Raw genomic sequence first — 14,272 nt, 5'->3', positions numbered from 1 at the left:
CGTGAGGGGTCCGCCCTGGAGCGTGCGCCATGAGCACGATGATCATGGCGCAGTGCTGGCCCCTGCAGATGCCTCCGACGCCGAAGGCAGTGCTGATCTCGCTGGCGGACAACGCCAACGACCAAGGCTATTGCTGGCCCTCCTTGACGACGATCTGCGAGCGGACGTGCTTCGGTCGCACGGCGGTGATCGACGCAATCAAGTGGCTGGAAAAGTACAAGGCGGTGAAGGCGGATCGGACCGACCGTTACAAGACGACTTACAACGTCACGCCGGCAGCTTTCGCGGCAGGTGAACTAGTCCACGAGGGCAACCAGTCCGGCAGGCGTACTAGTTCGGATGACGGCGGACTAGTCCGCCTGCCGGACAACGAAGTCCGGGAGACGGACGACGAAGTCCGCCAGGCGGACACTAACCGTCAAGAACCGTCATTAACCGTCAATAAGAGCAAACGTCAGCGCACGCGTTCAGCTACACCTCCGATCGAAGTCACATTGCCCCCCTGGCTGCCGCCCGACGTCTGGGATGCCTGGGTGAGTGACCGGAAGGAGCGCAAGCAGCCGCTGACCCAACGCGCCGCCGAGCTGGCCATCGAAGCCCTCGGCAGGCTGCGCGCCGAAGGCTGGCCGCCCAAGAAGGTTATCGACAACGCGATCGAACTCGGCTGGCGCGGCCTATTCGCGCCGAAGCAGAACTCCAACGGAGGCACCCATGCAACCCGTAGCAGCGGCAGCGCAGGAGGCGTTGGCGACGATGTCCAGCGCGCCATCGACGAGCGACAAGCCCGTGAGCAAGACGGCCGACGATCGAGTGAGGTCGTTGAAGGCACGTGCACCGCAGGACCTGCTGGATAAGTTCTGGTTGAAGATGGCGCACATGTTCGGCAACACGTGGACGAAGCAGTACGGGGTAGACCCAGCCGGCAACGCTGCCGACACGTGGTCTGCGGCGCTCGCTGGCGTCACGCCTGCGCAGATCGCCTTGGGGCTACAGGCTGCGCTGGCGCGCGGACTGGAATGGCCCCCATCGGCTCCACGCTTCCGTGCGATGTGCATGGGCATTCCGAGCATCGCCTCTGTGCGCCATGACATGGGCCACCTGGGTGAGTTCATCACTCCGTTCGTTCGCCAGTTCTGGACGTACCTCAACACGGGCGAATACAACTCGGGCGATCAGTTCCGCTGCGAGCGTGCCGTCAGTGAGGCCTACGAACTGACGTGCGAGCACGTGATGCGGGGATGGCCACTGCCTCCGCCGGTCGCCGGGGTGATCAAGCACGAGAAGCCAGCGAAGCCGGTGCCAGCGAACGACGAAACGGTGCGTCGCGAACTGGCGCGCATGGCCGAGATCCTTGGCTCGGGCGCTCAGGCTCAGGAGCAGGTTGCGTGATCAGCATGAGCCCAGCCGCCTCGCGCATTTACGCCGCGCTCCAGCGTGAGTCCATGACCGTCGAGGCGATGATGAAAGAACTGGCGCTGGGTGACAGCGTGGTGCGCCGTGCGCTGAACCTCCTGAAGTCGGAGGGCCTGGTGAAGTCTGTCCGAAACCGGGTCAAGTACCAGAACGGCCGTCCGACGCAGTTATTCTCCATTGCCACGGCCGGCATGGTCGAGCTCGGTGAAGTAACGCTTGCCTCGGTTGGCTCGGCATCGCGCCGAGTCGCAGAGATCCTCCGTGATCACGGTGAGGTCGCAGTGTTCATCGGCTGCAATGGCGAGGGCGCAGTGGCGCTCCACCACCACGCCGAGTACGGCACCGCCATGGACCGGCACATCGATAGTCTTGTCGGTACCTATCGCTCCTCGCCGGCCAATGGCACCAAGTTTTCGGTGGATCGGCTGGCGGTGGATATGCGCAGTCGCCTCGGCGAGATCATGAGGGGCGGCTATGTTGGGTGAGGATCGCCCCCGTCGGCATTCGACGCTCCCTTTCCGAGGGACGAAGGTGCTGATCTGCTGTGCGCGCCATGGCGTGCATTTTCCTGAGTGGATCAGGTGGCGCTCGCAGCGCGTGCGTGGGTATTGCTACGTCTGTCGCCGGGAGAAGCGGGATTACTGGCAGGCGTGCAAGGAGCTGGGCATCGGTCCGCAAGATGCGGGCAACCAAGAGTCCCGCTTGCGCGTGAGCCAATACCTCGAGCGCGACCTGATGCAGGTGGACATCGATGCCTAAGGGCGCGCTCCGCTATCGCAGCGTCGACGACATGCCCGCTGGCATGCGTGCGCGCCTGCCCTCGGTACCGAAGACGCCGACGCTCCCCGTGCTGCCGTCGGCGCCGAAGGTGAAGCGCGACGACCCAGAACACCGCGAGCAGGTCGACTTCATCCAGCGCGTTGATTCGCTGGCGCTGCGAGACCCGCGCTATGCGCGCGCCGCTAAGCGCACCTTCGCGATTCCCAATGGTGGACGCCGCTCGAAGGCTGAGGCGGGGCGCCTGAAGGCCGAAGGCGTTCGCTCGGGCGTGCATGACCTGTTCTGCAGCGTGGCGCGCAGCGGCTTCCACGGGCTGTACATCGAGATGAAGGCGCTGGACGGTCGGCCGAGTGAAAACCAGATCGAGTGGCTCACTGAGTCGATCGATGAGGGCTACGCGGCGTTCGTGTGCAAAGGCGCACAAGCGGCGTTCGACGTTTGGAAAGCATATGTGGACGGCAACCTGCGCGAGGTGTGGCGATGAGACGGAAAGGAGATTTGTTGCCGACGGCATTGGCCATGCGCGTGCTGGTGGCAGTTCAAGATGCCTACCGGCGCGATAAGCACTTCCTCATGGGGGATATTGCCGACGCCGTCTGCGACGAACTGCGGATCTCTCGTGCAACGGCCTCTCGGCACATGCGAACCGCGCTCGACGTGCTCGCAGTCCCCTATGACGACGATCCGATACGCGCCAAAGCGATTCGAGAGAAGCAGGCCGCTCGCTTGAATGATGCCCGCGCCTGCGGGTGGCCCAATGGTGTGCCGGCCGGCCGCGCGGGGGCCGCGTGATGGATCCACGCAAGCCAACCATGAAGCATCGCCCTCTGGCGGAGCGCTTGCCTGACGGCAGCATAGAGGTGCTGGTCGGGGCAGGGGTGTACCGGCTGACCGAGGAAGAGGCGCGGCGCCTGGTCGAGAAGGTGAACGACGTGTTGGCCGCACCAGTTCAGGTGATGGCATGAAACGGACAGCATTGCTGAGCCGGACAGCGCTCAAGCAGGTGAGCGACAAGCGCGCCCCCAAGGCGAAGAAGCGCGGTAGCACTCTCAGGCAGGGCCGTAGCACCGGAACCCCGACCGTCGGCGAAGACCTCCGCTTCGAGGTCATTCGGATGATCGGTTGCCTCGCCTGCCTGATGAGCGGAAGGCTCACCACGCCCGAGGTGCACCACCTGACCAAGACAGGGCGCCATGGGCATACCCGGCGCGGCCACCGCTACAGCATCGGCCTGTGTTGCTGGCATCACCGCGGCGAGCCGCTCGAGGGGATGACCGTCACTCAGTGCACCGCCGTGCTGGGGCCGAGCTATGCCCGCCACGCCCGCAAGTTCCGGACGCGCTATGGCAGCGATGACTCGCTGCTGGCGCTGCAAGACCAACTCATTGCACTGAAGGTGATCGACATGCAGACGACGCTCAATGCGGGCCACGCAGAACTGTGGGGGCTGGCGGACCAGGACGACCGCATCAACCTGGCCGAGGTGACGGCGAGCGAGGATGAGGCCGGAAGACTGCTCAAGGCCCAGAAGGTCAGGCAGCCTCACCGCGGCCCGCTGCGCGTGGTGCCAATTGCGGTGACGGTTGAGCTGCGTGAGGCCTCCGCATGACGCACCCCGCCTATCTGCTGGCGCGCCTGCACCCGAAGAACGTCCGATTCGATATCGGCAGTGGCGGACTACCTGAGCTGACATCGTCGGATATCGCTGGCGCCCTGGGCATGGTGCCGCGTGGCCTCGGCCGAGACCTGCTGTGCCTCTACTGGTGGCCGGACAGTCGCTGGTCGCTCCAGCACCACGCGCTCAATGCCATGAACGCCGAGCTGATGGCCGAGTACCGCCGACGGGAGAACGCCATGCTGGACGCGACGCTGGCCATTGCCATCAGCTCCGACCGCTTCGCGTTGCGCCGGGCCCAGGGCATGTACGCCTCAGCGCACGAGAATCGCTGGCCGAGCGTTGACGAGGTGCAGAACGAGATCCGGCTGCCGAATCCTGCATATGCGCGTCTTGCCCCGGCGGTGCTGGCGGAGATCCTTTCGCCACGGCAGTGCCCCGATTGCGAGGGAAGGAAAGAGGTCGCGTCGAGAACAGGCCCCAAGCCGTGTGGCCGGTGCCAGGAGCAGGGCGTCATCCCGTCGAAGAACGTCGACCGGGCAGGCGCGCTTGGCATCAAAGAGGATGCCTACCGCAAGACGTGGCATTACGTGTACACGTGGCTGATGGATCACTGTGCTGATGGCTTGGCGGCTGCGAGTCGTGCGCTCGAACGCGCAGCTGCCTAATTTCCGGAATAGGCGCTTCCGGTTTTGGTCACTACAATGATTCTGCCGCTTCGTGCGACCACTCATTTTGATACAGCCCCGCCCAGTTCGGGGCTTTTCTTTTGGAGCATCTCATGTCTATCCGCGCCAAGTTTCGAGTTCACTCTGTGCAGCCCTATCAGGGTGGCGAGCAAGTATCGCTTTCCCCGGTTTACTCGTCGGACCCTTCCAGCGCGAACTACAGCTGGTCCCAGGCAACCCCGGGTGGTCAGCTCACGATGCTCATCAGCAACCCGGACGCGTGCGGGTTGCTTGAGCTGAACAAGGAATATTTCATCGACTTCACGCCGGCGGAGTAAGCCGTCGTTCCGAATCGCTGCGCGCCCCTAGGTGGATATGCGGGGTAAGTCCTTCGGGAGACGGCCCGTCGCGGCGTCGTTTCAAGGTCAGGCTCGCTGAATGCACGACCAGCGCCTCGGCGTGAGCCGATGCCGTGCTGCGGTGGACAACGAGATTCCCCACGTGGTTCGCAGTGTAAAAAGCACCGCCCGCCAAGCCTGACCACCTATGTATCGCCGTTCTTGCGGCACGAGCGCGATGAGCCAGACGAATTTCGACACCAGCCTTAGTCTGACGCTGGTCTATGAGGGCGGGTGGGTCAACAACCCGAAAGACCCGGGCGGAGCTACCTACAAGGGAGTGACGCAGGCCGTCTATGACGATGACCGTGACCGTCGGAAGGTGCCGCGTCAGTCGGTTCGCCTGATGACAGATGCGGAGCTTCGGGCGATTTACCGCTGGCGCTACTGGAACATGATCAATGGCGACGCCCTGCCGCTGGGCGTGGACTATGCCGCCTTCGATTTCGCCGTGAATTCAGGCGTCGCTCGTGCCGCACGCGCGCTGCAAGCAATCGTTCACACCGTGCAGGATGGTCAGATCGGCCCGGTAACCATCCAGGCCATCGTCAGCTATGGCTCGACGTATGGCATCAGTGCGCTAACGGATGCCATCTGCAACGCACGTATGGCTTTCCTGCGGGGACTGCCAACGTTCGCAACATTCGGCCAGGGCTGGACGCGACGCGTCATGGGCGCCCAGCCAGGCCATCAGGCTGGCGATAGTGGCGTCATTGACCGCGCTTACGACATGGCTGCAGGTACCGCGATCGCCGTTCCCGCGAACGTGGTCGCGACCGTGAAGACTTATAACGCTGGCGCACTCGGAGCCGCCGCATGACTGAGCCGGTGAGCGCCACCCTGGGTATCAAGCTCAGCACCACGATTGCAGGGTTTGCTGGCGGCGTCGTCTCGCTGGCTTTCATCCAGAACTTGAATCGCACCCAGGCTATCGGCGCAGTGGTAGTGGGCACGCTCACAGCGGCCTATCTCACGCCGGCGATTCTGGAGCATTTCAATCTTGGACCCGAACTCAACAATGGCGCGGCCTTTGTTATCGGTCTCTGCGCCATGTCCATCATCCCGGCCATAAAGAAGGCCGTGAGCCGTCGTGCCGATGAACAGCTCGGCGACGCATCCACCCAACCCACACAGGGGGATGGGAGTGCGAAATGAATTACCTGAGCGTGCTGGACATCGTATTGCTGGCGGTGATCCTGCTATGCGCTGGCGATGCTCTGCGTCAGCTCAACCCATTCCATCACCCGATCAGGTCCGTAGCCTTCGGGTTGGTGACCACAGGTTCCTTTGGGTGGATCGGCCACAACGCTGAGGGCTTCCCGGTCCAGTGGTGGGCACTGCTGCTGCACGCCGGTTTCGCCATCTATGCGCTTTTGCTCTTCGTAGGCCGTAATCCACTGGGGCTTCGACATGTTGGAACTTCTCGCGGATCTGTTAGGCGGGTTGCTTAGCGCGCTGACCGGCTTCCTCTTCAAGCGGAAACAAGCTGCTGACGCGGTAAAGGCATCCAACAACCAAGCGACTGCCGAAGCGGCGAGCGGAGTCATTCGCGACACCGTTTCCCAGCAGGTGGAGCAGGCGAGGGAAGCAAATGAAAAGGCCACTGATACCGCTCGCGCTGATGCTGTTGGCCCTTCCGGGCTGCGCAAGCAATCCGACGACGTCAACGCCGCCATTGCCCAAGCCAATAGTGAGTTGCGGTGAACATGAGCCTTTCGAGCCTTTGGGACTCTATCCGAACGCGCCTGTCGGGCTCGGTTTCGACCTCGATCCCCCTGACTACGGAGCTGCCATCGCCGAGCTCCGCATCGCCAAGCAATACATCAGCGACCAGCGAATCTGGGCTATCGGTGCCGCTGGTGTCTTCCAGCGCAACGCCATCAAGCATCGCGGAACCGCTGCCTGCCTCGACGACCTGCGTCGCCGAGGCGCCATCCTTTGAACGTCAACCGGAGCAATCCATGAGCCTCTCGTCCGTCATCACCCTGCTGTCGCTTGTGCCCAACCTGTTCACGCTGATCGATCAGGCGGTGCAGAGTGTCGAATCCTCGCTGGCCAATGCGCCTGGTATCACTGGTAGCGCCAAGCTGCAGGCAGCCGAGCAGAAGGTGAATGCCTTTCTGACTGCCGCTGGCGCGGACGTGGCAACCCTGACCAATCTGAGTGGTGTCCTGACTCCGCTCATCAATGCCGCGGTCGCAATCTTCAACACTTCGGGACTGTTCAAGAAGGCAGCCCCGGCCGCTGCACCTACTGCGTAACCGTGGACGCGGTGCAGACTTTCTTCGCCGTGTTGTCTGCATTGGCGGCCACGGGCGTGGTCGCCATGCTCGCGGCCGATGGTATCGCCGACATCAAGCGATGGCGGCGGTCAAAGCGGCGATAGGCTGTCCCATTGCCTATCGAGATTTCCGTAAAGGCAAACGTCAAGGCCGTTACTAAGAGCCTGTCTGCGCTGGCCTATAAGCAGATCGGCTTCGCTACGGCGACGGCTCTGACCATGCTGGCGAAGGAAGTCGCGATCACTGAGTCGGCCAACATTGCCGCTACCTTCAAGAAGCCCAAGCCCTTCACTGTGAAATCGATTGGCGTTCACGGTGCCCGCAAGGACAGCTTGGTCGCCAAGGTCTATGTCAAGCCGATCGCCCAGAAGTATCTGCTTCCCTATGAAACGGGTGGCCAGCACGAGCTGCCGGGCAGGGCGTTGCTCAACCCCAAGAACATCAGGCTCGATCAGTACGGCCAGCTGACTCGCTCCACGCTGCAGCGCCTAAAGGCGCGCAGCGACGTGTTCATTGGTCCTGTGAAGACTGCGCACGGCGACGTCAACGGTGTGTGGCAACGCATACCTGCGAAGCGTGGCAAGAAGGCCTCGCTCAAGCTTCTCATTCGATTCGGTGACGCGTTGCCGGTACCGAAGCGGCTGAACTATCGAAGCCATGCGCAGATGATCATTGACCGCAGGTTCAACGCGGTCTTCGGTGCAGCCATGGCAAAGGCGATGGCGACTGCGCGCGAGTAGGAAGGGGTCACCATCATGGCCTGCATGGTGACACCCCCCCACCCCTCTTGGGTCCCTCCTGAGCCTTCCTGCAACGTGGGCATTGCGCGCCGCGATGATTCACCAGCTATGGGGTCCGAAAGGTGTTCGCACCATGTTCGCAGTGATCGTTCCATAAAATGAACAATGGCATTTCCATTCGCGAGTTCGCGCGCCGAGAAGGTGTGTCGGACACGCTTGTCCGACGGGCTGTAAAGCAAGGCCGGTTAAGGCTTTCCGAAGACAAGAGCATCGATCCATCGCTCGTCGGATCGGCCTGGCGCGAAGGCAACGCGGTCGGCGCAAAACCCTCTGCACCGGGTGCGAACACCACTGCGAACAGGCGCGAACAGGTGTTCGCACCTGCCGCCGCTCCGAGTGACTCAGCCTCGCGTGCCAATGAGGAGTCATTGGAAGAGAGGGCCGACCGACTACTCGATTCGGGTGTGGTCGACATGCTGCCGTACGGGCAGGCGCTGGAGCGCAAAGAGAACTACCTCGCGTTGCTCCGGAAACTTGAATACGAGGAGAAGTCGGGAGCCCTGGTTTCGCTCGAGCTGGCTGAGCGCGCTCTGTTTGAGGGCGCACGAGCCGCGCGGGATGCATGGCTCAACTGGCCGGCGCGCGTCGGCCCCCTGATTGCGGCAGACCTCGGGCTGGAAGCCGACTTGGTAACCGAGGCGCTCACTCAGCATGTCCATAAGCACATCGGCCAGCTCGGCGAGCCCGACGTCCATTTCGACGCCGACCAGTGAGTATCGGCTTGGGCTGGCCTGGCGACGCGGTTGGACGCCGCCGCCTCGCATCAGCGTTCCTGCCTGGGCAGACCGGTACCGCAAGCTAGCTAAAGAGGCTGGTAGCACATCCGGGCAGTGGTCTACCTCGACAGTGGAGGTCGCGCGCGGGCCTATGCTCGCGGTCACTGAGCCTGGCGTGCACGTCATCACCGTGATGGTGAGCACGCAGCTGCTGAAGACGGCGCTGCTGGAGAACGTGTTCGGGTACTTCGCGCACCTGGACCCGTGCCCGATGTTATTGCTTCAGCCCAAAGAGGATGCGGCAGAGCAGTTTTCAAAGGAGCGGATAACGCCGCTTCTGCGTGTCACCCCAGTGCTCCGCGAGTTGATCGGCTCCGGCCGAACGCGGTCCTCGGATGAGACGCTGCTGTACAAGGCGTTCCCTGGTGGCTTCCTCGCCCTTGCTGGCGCAGGCAGCCCCGACAACTTGGCACGCCGTCCGATCCGCGTGTTGCTGGCGGACGAGGTCGACAAGTACCCAATCACTCGCGAGGGCGATCCGATCGCTCTCGCCGAAGAGCGCACCGCAAGCTTCGGTGCGAACTGGCTTTCGGTACGCGCGTGCTCACCGACCGTCGAAGACGAGAGCCGTATCGCTGACAGCTATGCAGAGTCCGACCAGCGCCGGGCCTCGGTCTGCTGTCCGCACTGTGGACACCGGCAGTTTCTCGACTTCTTCAAGCACGTCGAATGGGACAAAGACGGCGGCCAGCATCAAACCAAAAGTGCGCGCATCTTCTGCGAGCACTGCGCATGCATGTGGTCGGAGGGCGAGAGATTACGGTCACTCGCCACAGTTCGGTTTCACCAGACGCGGCCATTCACCTGCTGTGGCCAGCGGCACGTGCCTCTGGAGGCCTACGAGGAAGCGTGGAAGGCAAGCTATGAGGGGGCGATAGATCGAGTCTGGGCCTGGTGGGCCAGTGACCGCTTCGAAGTCTATCGAGCCCTATGTCCCGATTGCGGGCGCATGGCGGTCGAAAACGATCACGCTGGCTTCCAGGTCAGCAAGCTGTACAGCCCCTGGTCGAAGGACAAGCCGGCAGACATCGCGCGCAAGTGGCTCGCGGCGAAGGACGACGAGGACAAAAAGCAGGCCTTCTGGAATACGCAGCTTGGCTTGCCTTATCGCCGACACTCCGGGAAAGAAATCCAGCTCGAAGCGTTGGCCGGACGCTGCGAGGTGTGGGGCGCAGACGTACCCGATGGCGTTGCGGTCATAACGGTCGGCGTCGATGTCCAGGACTACCGCGTCGAGCTCGAGGTAATCGGCTGGGGCCGCAACGAAGAGTCGTGGTCGATCGCCTATCACGTGATCGACGGTGAGTTCTCTGACCCTAAGGTTCAAGTTCAGCTCGACATGTATCTGCAGCGCCGGTGGATGCGCGGTGACGGGCGGGGGTTCGAGGTAATGGCTGCTTGCGTTGACTCTGGCGGCCACCACACGCAATCCGTATACGACTTCTGTAAGGCCCGGATCGGCCGACGTATCTGGGCGGTGAAAGGCGAATCGGCACGGAGCGGTCGCCGCTCGCCGGTATGGCCGACCGCGAGGCCATCGAACAGGAACAAGAAGGCCTATCGGCCGGTGATCATTGGCGTGAATGCAGCCAAAGACACCATCACCAGCCGGTTGGCGAAGGACGCCGTCGGTCCGGGATACATGCACTTCCCGACGGATCGCGATCTGAATTACTTCGGGCAGCTCACGGCTGAGCGATCTGTGTTGGTGGTGAAGGCCGGACAGCGCTACCGCGTATGGGAGTTGCGACCTGGCCGGGCCAATGAAGCGCTCGATTGCCGCGTCTACGGATATGCGGCTCTGTGCGGCTTGTTGCACTTTGGGCTGAAGCTCAACCGCCGTGCGGAAGACATTGCGGCAGCGCTCTCGATCGTGGCCGAGCAAGCAACTCAAGAGGCCGATTCACCCGCCTCAACAGCGCCTCCCGCAGCCAAACCGGCCAAGGGGCCAAGCGTCACCCGGGCCGAACCCGGCAAGAAATCGATCACATCCAGGCTCGCCTGAGCCGGAGGCCATTGCATGCGCTGTATCCCGTTCAACCCGGCAACCAGCTTGCTGGCTGGAATGCCGACTGCGCAGCTTCAGGCATCTCTGGCTGCCGCGCAGCAGGCATACATCGACCTTTCCACCGGTGCGAAGGGCGAGAGCTATAGCTATACCCAGGGCGACGGCACGAAGTCTGTCACCTATACCCGCGCGAACCTGGCCCAGCTGGCGGCAGTAATCCAGCTGCTTCAGGCCCAGCTTGGGATTGTGGCGCGTCCTCGTAACCCGATGCGTCCTGTATTCCGATGAGCGCAGGCCGCTCAGACAACGGGCCGACGATCCTCGATGCCCGAGGGAATCCATTACTGCCCAATCGCGCGCGGATGCTCGCGCCGGGCGGAAATGCACCCTATGACGCAGCGGACATCTCCGGTCAACACGTTGCGGCCTGGCGTCCGTATCTGTACTCGCCGGACGGCGAGCTCAACATGTACCGGGACCGGATCGTCGCGCGCGTGCGCGACCTGGTCCGAAATGATGGTTGGGCATCGGGCGCTGTCACCCGCATTCTCGACAACGCCATCGGCGGGCACTTTCGGCCCTTATTTCGGCCGGACTACCGCGCGCTGGCCGCGTACACCGGCAACAAGGCTTTCGATGCATCGTGGGCCCACGAATTCGGTCGGGTTGCTGAAGCAAACTACCGCAGTTGGGCTTTCGATTCGAACAAGTATTGCGACGCACAACGGTCACTGACGATCCCGCAGATCATGCGGTTGGCGTTCCGGCACAAGTTGATCGATGGTGATGCGCTCGCTCAGATGGTTTGGCTACCGGACCGGATTGGCCTTGGCCGCGCTCGCTATGCGACTGGCATTCAGCTGATCGACCCAGATCGCCTCTCCAATCCGCAGCAGCGCTTTGACCAGGAGTCGTCGCGCGGCGGTGTGGAAGTTGACCGCTACGGTGCGGCGACCGGCTACTGGATTCGACGCGCGCACCAGGGTGACTGGTGGGCGGCTGCCGATAGCGTCCGCTGGGACCTGATCCCGCGCGAGACCGATTGGGGCCGGCCGATCATCGTCCACGACTTTGATCACGACCGTGCGTCTCAGCATCGCGGCGGCGCCGGCATATTCACGCCCATTCTTCAGCGCATGAAGATGCTGGCGAAGATGGATTCTGTCGAGCTCGATGCCGCGGTCATCAACTCGATGTTTGGCGCATACCTCGAAAGCCCGTTTGACCCGCAGCTCCTTGAGCAAGCCGTGGGGGATAGCACGGACTTCTCCAAGTACCAGGACGAGCGCAGCGCTTATCACAATGATCGCCGGACGATGCTTGGCGAGGTAAAGGTCCCGATCCTGTTCCCGGGTGAAAAGATCAATACGGTCAAGGCGGAGCGACCGAACACGAATTTCGCGCAGTTCGAAAAGACGTTCCTGCGCAATTTCGCTGCTGCGACGGGCCTATCTGCCCAGCAGATGAGTCATGACTGGTCGGATACGAACTACAGCTCCGCGCGCGGCGCGTTGCTGGAGGCATTCAAGACGCTGAAGCGTCGGCAGTTCGACTTCAGCCATGGCTTCGCCCAGCCCGTTGTCGGCTGCTGGCTCGAGGAGTCCATGGATATCGACGACTACCCGATGCCATCTGGCGCGCCGTCGTTCGCTGAATGTCGCGGCATGTATAGCCGCGCGGAGTGGATGGGGCCGGCGCGCGGGTGGATCGATCCGGTGGCTGAGAAGCAGGGATCCGTGCTGGGAATGGACGCAGGCCTCTCCACGCTCCAGATCGAATGCATGGAGCAAGGTCTCGACTGGGAAGAGGTATTGGATCAGCGGCAGCGCGAGATCGAGAAGTTCACTGAACTCGGCATCCCGGTACCAACCTGGGCCGGCATGCAGGTTCCTGGCTATACGCCGGCAAGCGAAGTAGCGAAGAAACCGGAGGCTACCTGATGCAGTTCGCGCACTTGGCGCAGCGCCTTTTCAATCGCCCGCTCGCGATCCATCGCGATAAGGCCGAGGTGATCATGGCGGCGCTCGCTGAACGCCTCGGCGTGACGCAGATGTTTGGCGCTGATGGCCGAACGCTCCAGCCGCAGGCGTTCGCTTTCGACGATGACGATAGCTTCGACTACGACCGCCGCGATCGTGGTTACGACATGGTCGGCCCGGTCGCGGTGATTCCGATACAGGGCACGCTGGTGCAGAAGTGCGGAACCCTTCGTCCGTGGTCGGGAATGACGGGTTACGACGGGATTCGTCAGGCCTTCACAGCAGCGATGTCGGACGATGCTGTCGAAGGGATTGTGCTGGATATCGATTCACCGGGCGGCGAGGTGGCAGGCTGTTTTGACCTGGTAGACGAGATCTACCGCGCTCGCGGCGACAAGCCGATCCATAGCATCCTCACCGAGAGCGCGTATTCAGCCGCATACGCCCTGGCAAGCGCCGCCGACAAGATCTTGGTACCACGCACTGGTGGGGTCGGCTCGATCGGCGTGATCTGCATGCACGTCGACATGTCCAAAGCGCTGACTAGTGCTGGCGTGCAGGTCACCTTCATCACTTACGGTGACCGCAAGGCCGATGGTCACCCCGAAATTCCTCTGTCGAAGGAGGCGCTTGAGCGCTTCCAGGCGGACATCGACACCATGGGCGAACTGTTCGTTGAGACAGTCGCCCGTAACCGGAATATCGCGGCCAGCAAGGTGCGCGATACCCAAGCCGTGACCTACCTGGGCGCCGATGGCGTAGCCAAGGGGCTCGCGGATGCTGTGGCGGCGCCTGATGCCGCATTTCGGGCGCTCGTTGCCGAGCTGGCCTAATCCACTCTGGAGTCAAACACATGAGCAAGACCCTGACCCGCCTGGGTGCCGCTGCGGCGCCCTTTGCGCATCTGCTTGGCCTGGTCCGCGCCGAGGATGACGACGGTGCCCGTAAGGGCAAGCGTGCACGTCGTGCCGAGGATGAAGAGGACGACGACAAGAAGGACGTGCGTCGCGCGGAAGAAGACAAGGACGATCACGAAGATGGTCGCCGTGCCGAGGAAGATGACGGCGAAGAGGACAACGACAAGGAAGAGAAGGAAGATAAGGACGGCAAAAAGGGCCGGAAGGCCAAGCGAGCTCGTCGCGCTGAAGAGGACGACGAAGAGGGCGACGACGCCGACGCTGAGGAAGATGACGACGATGAGGAAATGCGCGGAAAGAGCGCCTCGGCCAAGGCCCGTCGCCGCGAGCGCGCTCGCTGCAAGGCCATCTTCGCGTGTGCCGCTGCAGGCGTCCGCCCTGACGTAGCCGCTTCGCTCGCCTTCGACACGAACATGTCGCGTCGTGAAGCCGTCGCGGTTCTCACGACCACGGCAGCTGGTTCCAGTTCGCGTTCCGGTCGCCTCGATCAGCGGATGGATTCCGTTCGTGTCGCCCAGGCTGGCGCGGATGACGCCCCGGCCGCGCCCGCCGGCATGAGCAAAATTGCAGCCGCGATCGTTGCCGCTGGCGAAAAGGCGCGCGGCAAGTAAGCGCGCCTGACACCCCATTCCACTT

General features: G+C 62.7%; 23 protein-coding genes. 22 read left to right on the top strand and 1 reads right to left on the bottom strand.

Translation table 11 applies throughout. From position 1 onward, the window contains the following. The first annotated feature begins 29 nt into the window (after positions 1-29). From DyAD56_RS15770 to DyAD56_RS15720, 12 genes are all read left to right on the top strand, one after another. Positions 30-854, top strand: a complete 825-nt coding sequence (locus DyAD56_RS15770; RefSeq protein WP_102303726.1) for a helix-turn-helix domain-containing protein — start codon at positions 30-32, stop codon at positions 852-854. Continuing rightward, positions 820-1,389, top strand: coding sequence for a hypothetical protein (locus DyAD56_RS23940; protein WP_102303725.1), 570 nt, complete (start codon positions 820-822; stop codon positions 1,387-1,389). Before DyAD56_RS15770 ends, DyAD56_RS23940 begins: the two co-directional genes overlap by 35 nt. After that, on the top strand, positions 1,386-1,898 hold the full coding sequence (locus DyAD56_RS15760; protein ID WP_102303724.1) for a winged helix-turn-helix domain-containing protein: 513 nt from the start codon (positions 1,386-1,388) through the stop codon (positions 1,896-1,898). The genes DyAD56_RS23940 and DyAD56_RS15760 overlap by 4 nt, the downstream gene beginning before the upstream one ends. A gap of 46 nt (positions 1,899-1,944) precedes the next feature. Then, positions 1,945-2,172, top strand: a complete 228-nt coding sequence (locus tag DyAD56_RS15755) for a hypothetical protein (RefSeq protein ID WP_146010538.1) — start codon at positions 1,945-1,947, stop codon at positions 2,170-2,172. Then, the gene (locus DyAD56_RS15750) at positions 2,165-2,677 is read left to right on the top strand and encodes a VRR-NUC domain-containing protein (RefSeq protein ID WP_199179002.1); all 513 of its coding nucleotides are present in this window, start codon (positions 2,165-2,167) and stop codon (positions 2,675-2,677) included. Before DyAD56_RS15755 ends, DyAD56_RS15750 begins: the two co-directional genes overlap by 8 nt. A 17-nt stretch (positions 2,678-2,694) precedes the next feature. Continuing rightward, a complete protein-coding gene (locus DyAD56_RS15745) occupies positions 2,695-2,985 on the top strand; it encodes a hypothetical protein (RefSeq protein WP_233202503.1) in 291 nt (96 codons plus the stop codon). 20 nt (positions 2,986-3,005) lie between these two features. After that, entirely contained in the window at positions 3,006-3,158 is a 153-nt protein-coding gene (locus tag DyAD56_RS23935) for a hypothetical protein (RefSeq protein WP_158241362.1), read from the top strand. Further along, positions 3,155-3,802 carry a Ref family recombination enhancement nuclease gene (locus tag DyAD56_RS15740; protein WP_102303721.1) on the top strand — a complete coding sequence of 216 codons (648 nt, stop codon included), beginning with the start codon at positions 3,155-3,157 and terminating at the stop codon, positions 3,800-3,802. Before DyAD56_RS23935 ends, DyAD56_RS15740 begins: the two co-directional genes overlap by 4 nt. After that, a complete protein-coding gene (locus DyAD56_RS15735) occupies positions 3,799-4,476 on the top strand; it encodes a hypothetical protein (RefSeq protein WP_102303720.1) in 678 nt (225 codons plus the stop codon). The genes DyAD56_RS15740 and DyAD56_RS15735 overlap by 4 nt, the downstream gene beginning before the upstream one ends. A gap of 113 nt (positions 4,477-4,589) precedes the next feature. Further along, complete coding sequence (locus DyAD56_RS15730; RefSeq protein WP_102303719.1) at positions 4,590-4,814, top strand: hypothetical protein; 225 nt, start codon at positions 4,590-4,592, stop codon at positions 4,812-4,814. Positions 4,815-5,052: 238 nt separating this feature from the next. Then, positions 5,053-5,694 carry a glycosyl hydrolase 108 family protein gene (locus DyAD56_RS15725; protein ID WP_158241361.1) on the top strand — a complete coding sequence of 214 codons (642 nt, stop codon included), beginning with the start codon at positions 5,053-5,055 and terminating at the stop codon, positions 5,692-5,694. Next, positions 5,691-6,029, top strand: coding sequence for a hypothetical protein (locus DyAD56_RS15720; protein ID WP_199179001.1), 339 nt, complete (start codon positions 5,691-5,693; stop codon positions 6,027-6,029). Before DyAD56_RS15725 ends, DyAD56_RS15720 begins: the two co-directional genes overlap by 4 nt. A gap of 44 nt (positions 6,030-6,073) precedes the next feature. Here DyAD56_RS15720 and DyAD56_RS15715 read toward each other — a convergent pair whose 3' ends face one another. Next, positions 6,074-6,286: a hypothetical protein gene (locus tag DyAD56_RS15715; protein ID WP_102303717.1), complete on the bottom strand. Its 213-nt coding sequence runs from the start codon at positions 6,284-6,286 to the stop codon at positions 6,074-6,076. On the opposite strand from DyAD56_RS15715, the gene DyAD56_RS15710 reads away from it, so the two are divergent. From DyAD56_RS15710 to DyAD56_RS23930, 10 genes are all read left to right on the top strand, one after another. After that, positions 6,285-6,578, top strand: coding sequence for a hypothetical protein (locus DyAD56_RS15710; RefSeq protein WP_102303716.1), 294 nt, complete (start codon positions 6,285-6,287; stop codon positions 6,576-6,578). The two genes, DyAD56_RS15715 and DyAD56_RS15710, sit on opposite strands and share 2 nt — an antisense overlap. Before the next feature lie 19 nt (positions 6,579-6,597). Beyond that, complete coding sequence (locus tag DyAD56_RS15705; protein WP_102303715.1) at positions 6,598-6,816, top strand: hypothetical protein; 219 nt, start codon at positions 6,598-6,600, stop codon at positions 6,814-6,816. A gap of 19 nt (positions 6,817-6,835) precedes the next feature. Then, complete coding sequence (locus DyAD56_RS15700) at positions 6,836-7,135, top strand: hypothetical protein (protein ID WP_102303714.1); 300 nt, start codon at positions 6,836-6,838, stop codon at positions 7,133-7,135. Positions 7,136-7,269: 134 nt separating this feature from the next. After that, positions 7,270-7,896 carry a hypothetical protein gene (locus tag DyAD56_RS15695; RefSeq protein ID WP_102303713.1) on the top strand — a complete coding sequence of 209 codons (627 nt, stop codon included), beginning with the start codon at positions 7,270-7,272 and terminating at the stop codon, positions 7,894-7,896. Positions 7,897-8,054: 158 nt separating this feature from the next. Next, the gene (locus DyAD56_RS15690; protein ID WP_102303712.1) at positions 8,055-8,669 is read left to right on the top strand and encodes a hypothetical protein; all 615 of its coding nucleotides are present in this window, start codon (positions 8,055-8,057) and stop codon (positions 8,667-8,669) included. Then, a complete protein-coding gene (locus DyAD56_RS15685) occupies positions 8,608-10,737 on the top strand; it encodes a terminase gpA endonuclease subunit (protein ID WP_102303711.1) in 2,130 nt (709 codons plus the stop codon). The genes DyAD56_RS15690 and DyAD56_RS15685 overlap by 62 nt, the downstream gene beginning before the upstream one ends. A 15-nt stretch (positions 10,738-10,752) precedes the next feature. Then, positions 10,753-11,028, top strand: coding sequence for a gpW family head-tail joining protein (gene gpW / locus DyAD56_RS15680; protein WP_199179000.1), 276 nt, complete (start codon positions 10,753-10,755; stop codon positions 11,026-11,028). Further along, positions 11,025-12,680, top strand: a complete 1,656-nt coding sequence (locus DyAD56_RS15675) for a phage portal protein (protein WP_199178999.1) — start codon at positions 11,025-11,027, stop codon at positions 12,678-12,680. Before gpW ends, DyAD56_RS15675 begins: the two co-directional genes overlap by 4 nt. Positions 12,681-12,694: 14 nt before the next feature. Continuing rightward, complete coding sequence (locus tag DyAD56_RS15670) at positions 12,695-13,552, top strand: S49 family peptidase (RefSeq protein WP_199178998.1); 858 nt, start codon at positions 12,695-12,697, stop codon at positions 13,550-13,552. Positions 13,553-13,572: 20 nt separating this feature from the next. Further along, positions 13,573-14,247, top strand: coding sequence for a hypothetical protein (locus tag DyAD56_RS23930; protein WP_158241360.1), 675 nt, complete (start codon positions 13,573-13,575; stop codon positions 14,245-14,247). Positions 14,248-14,272: the final 25 nt, after the last annotated feature.

Source organism: Dyella sp. AD56, assembly GCF_002878475.1.
Lineage (GTDB): Bacteria > Pseudomonadota > Gammaproteobacteria > Xanthomonadales > Rhodanobacteraceae > Dyella.
Note: the sequence above shows the minus strand (reverse complement) of the source record. Positions and strands in the feature narration are given on the sequence as shown.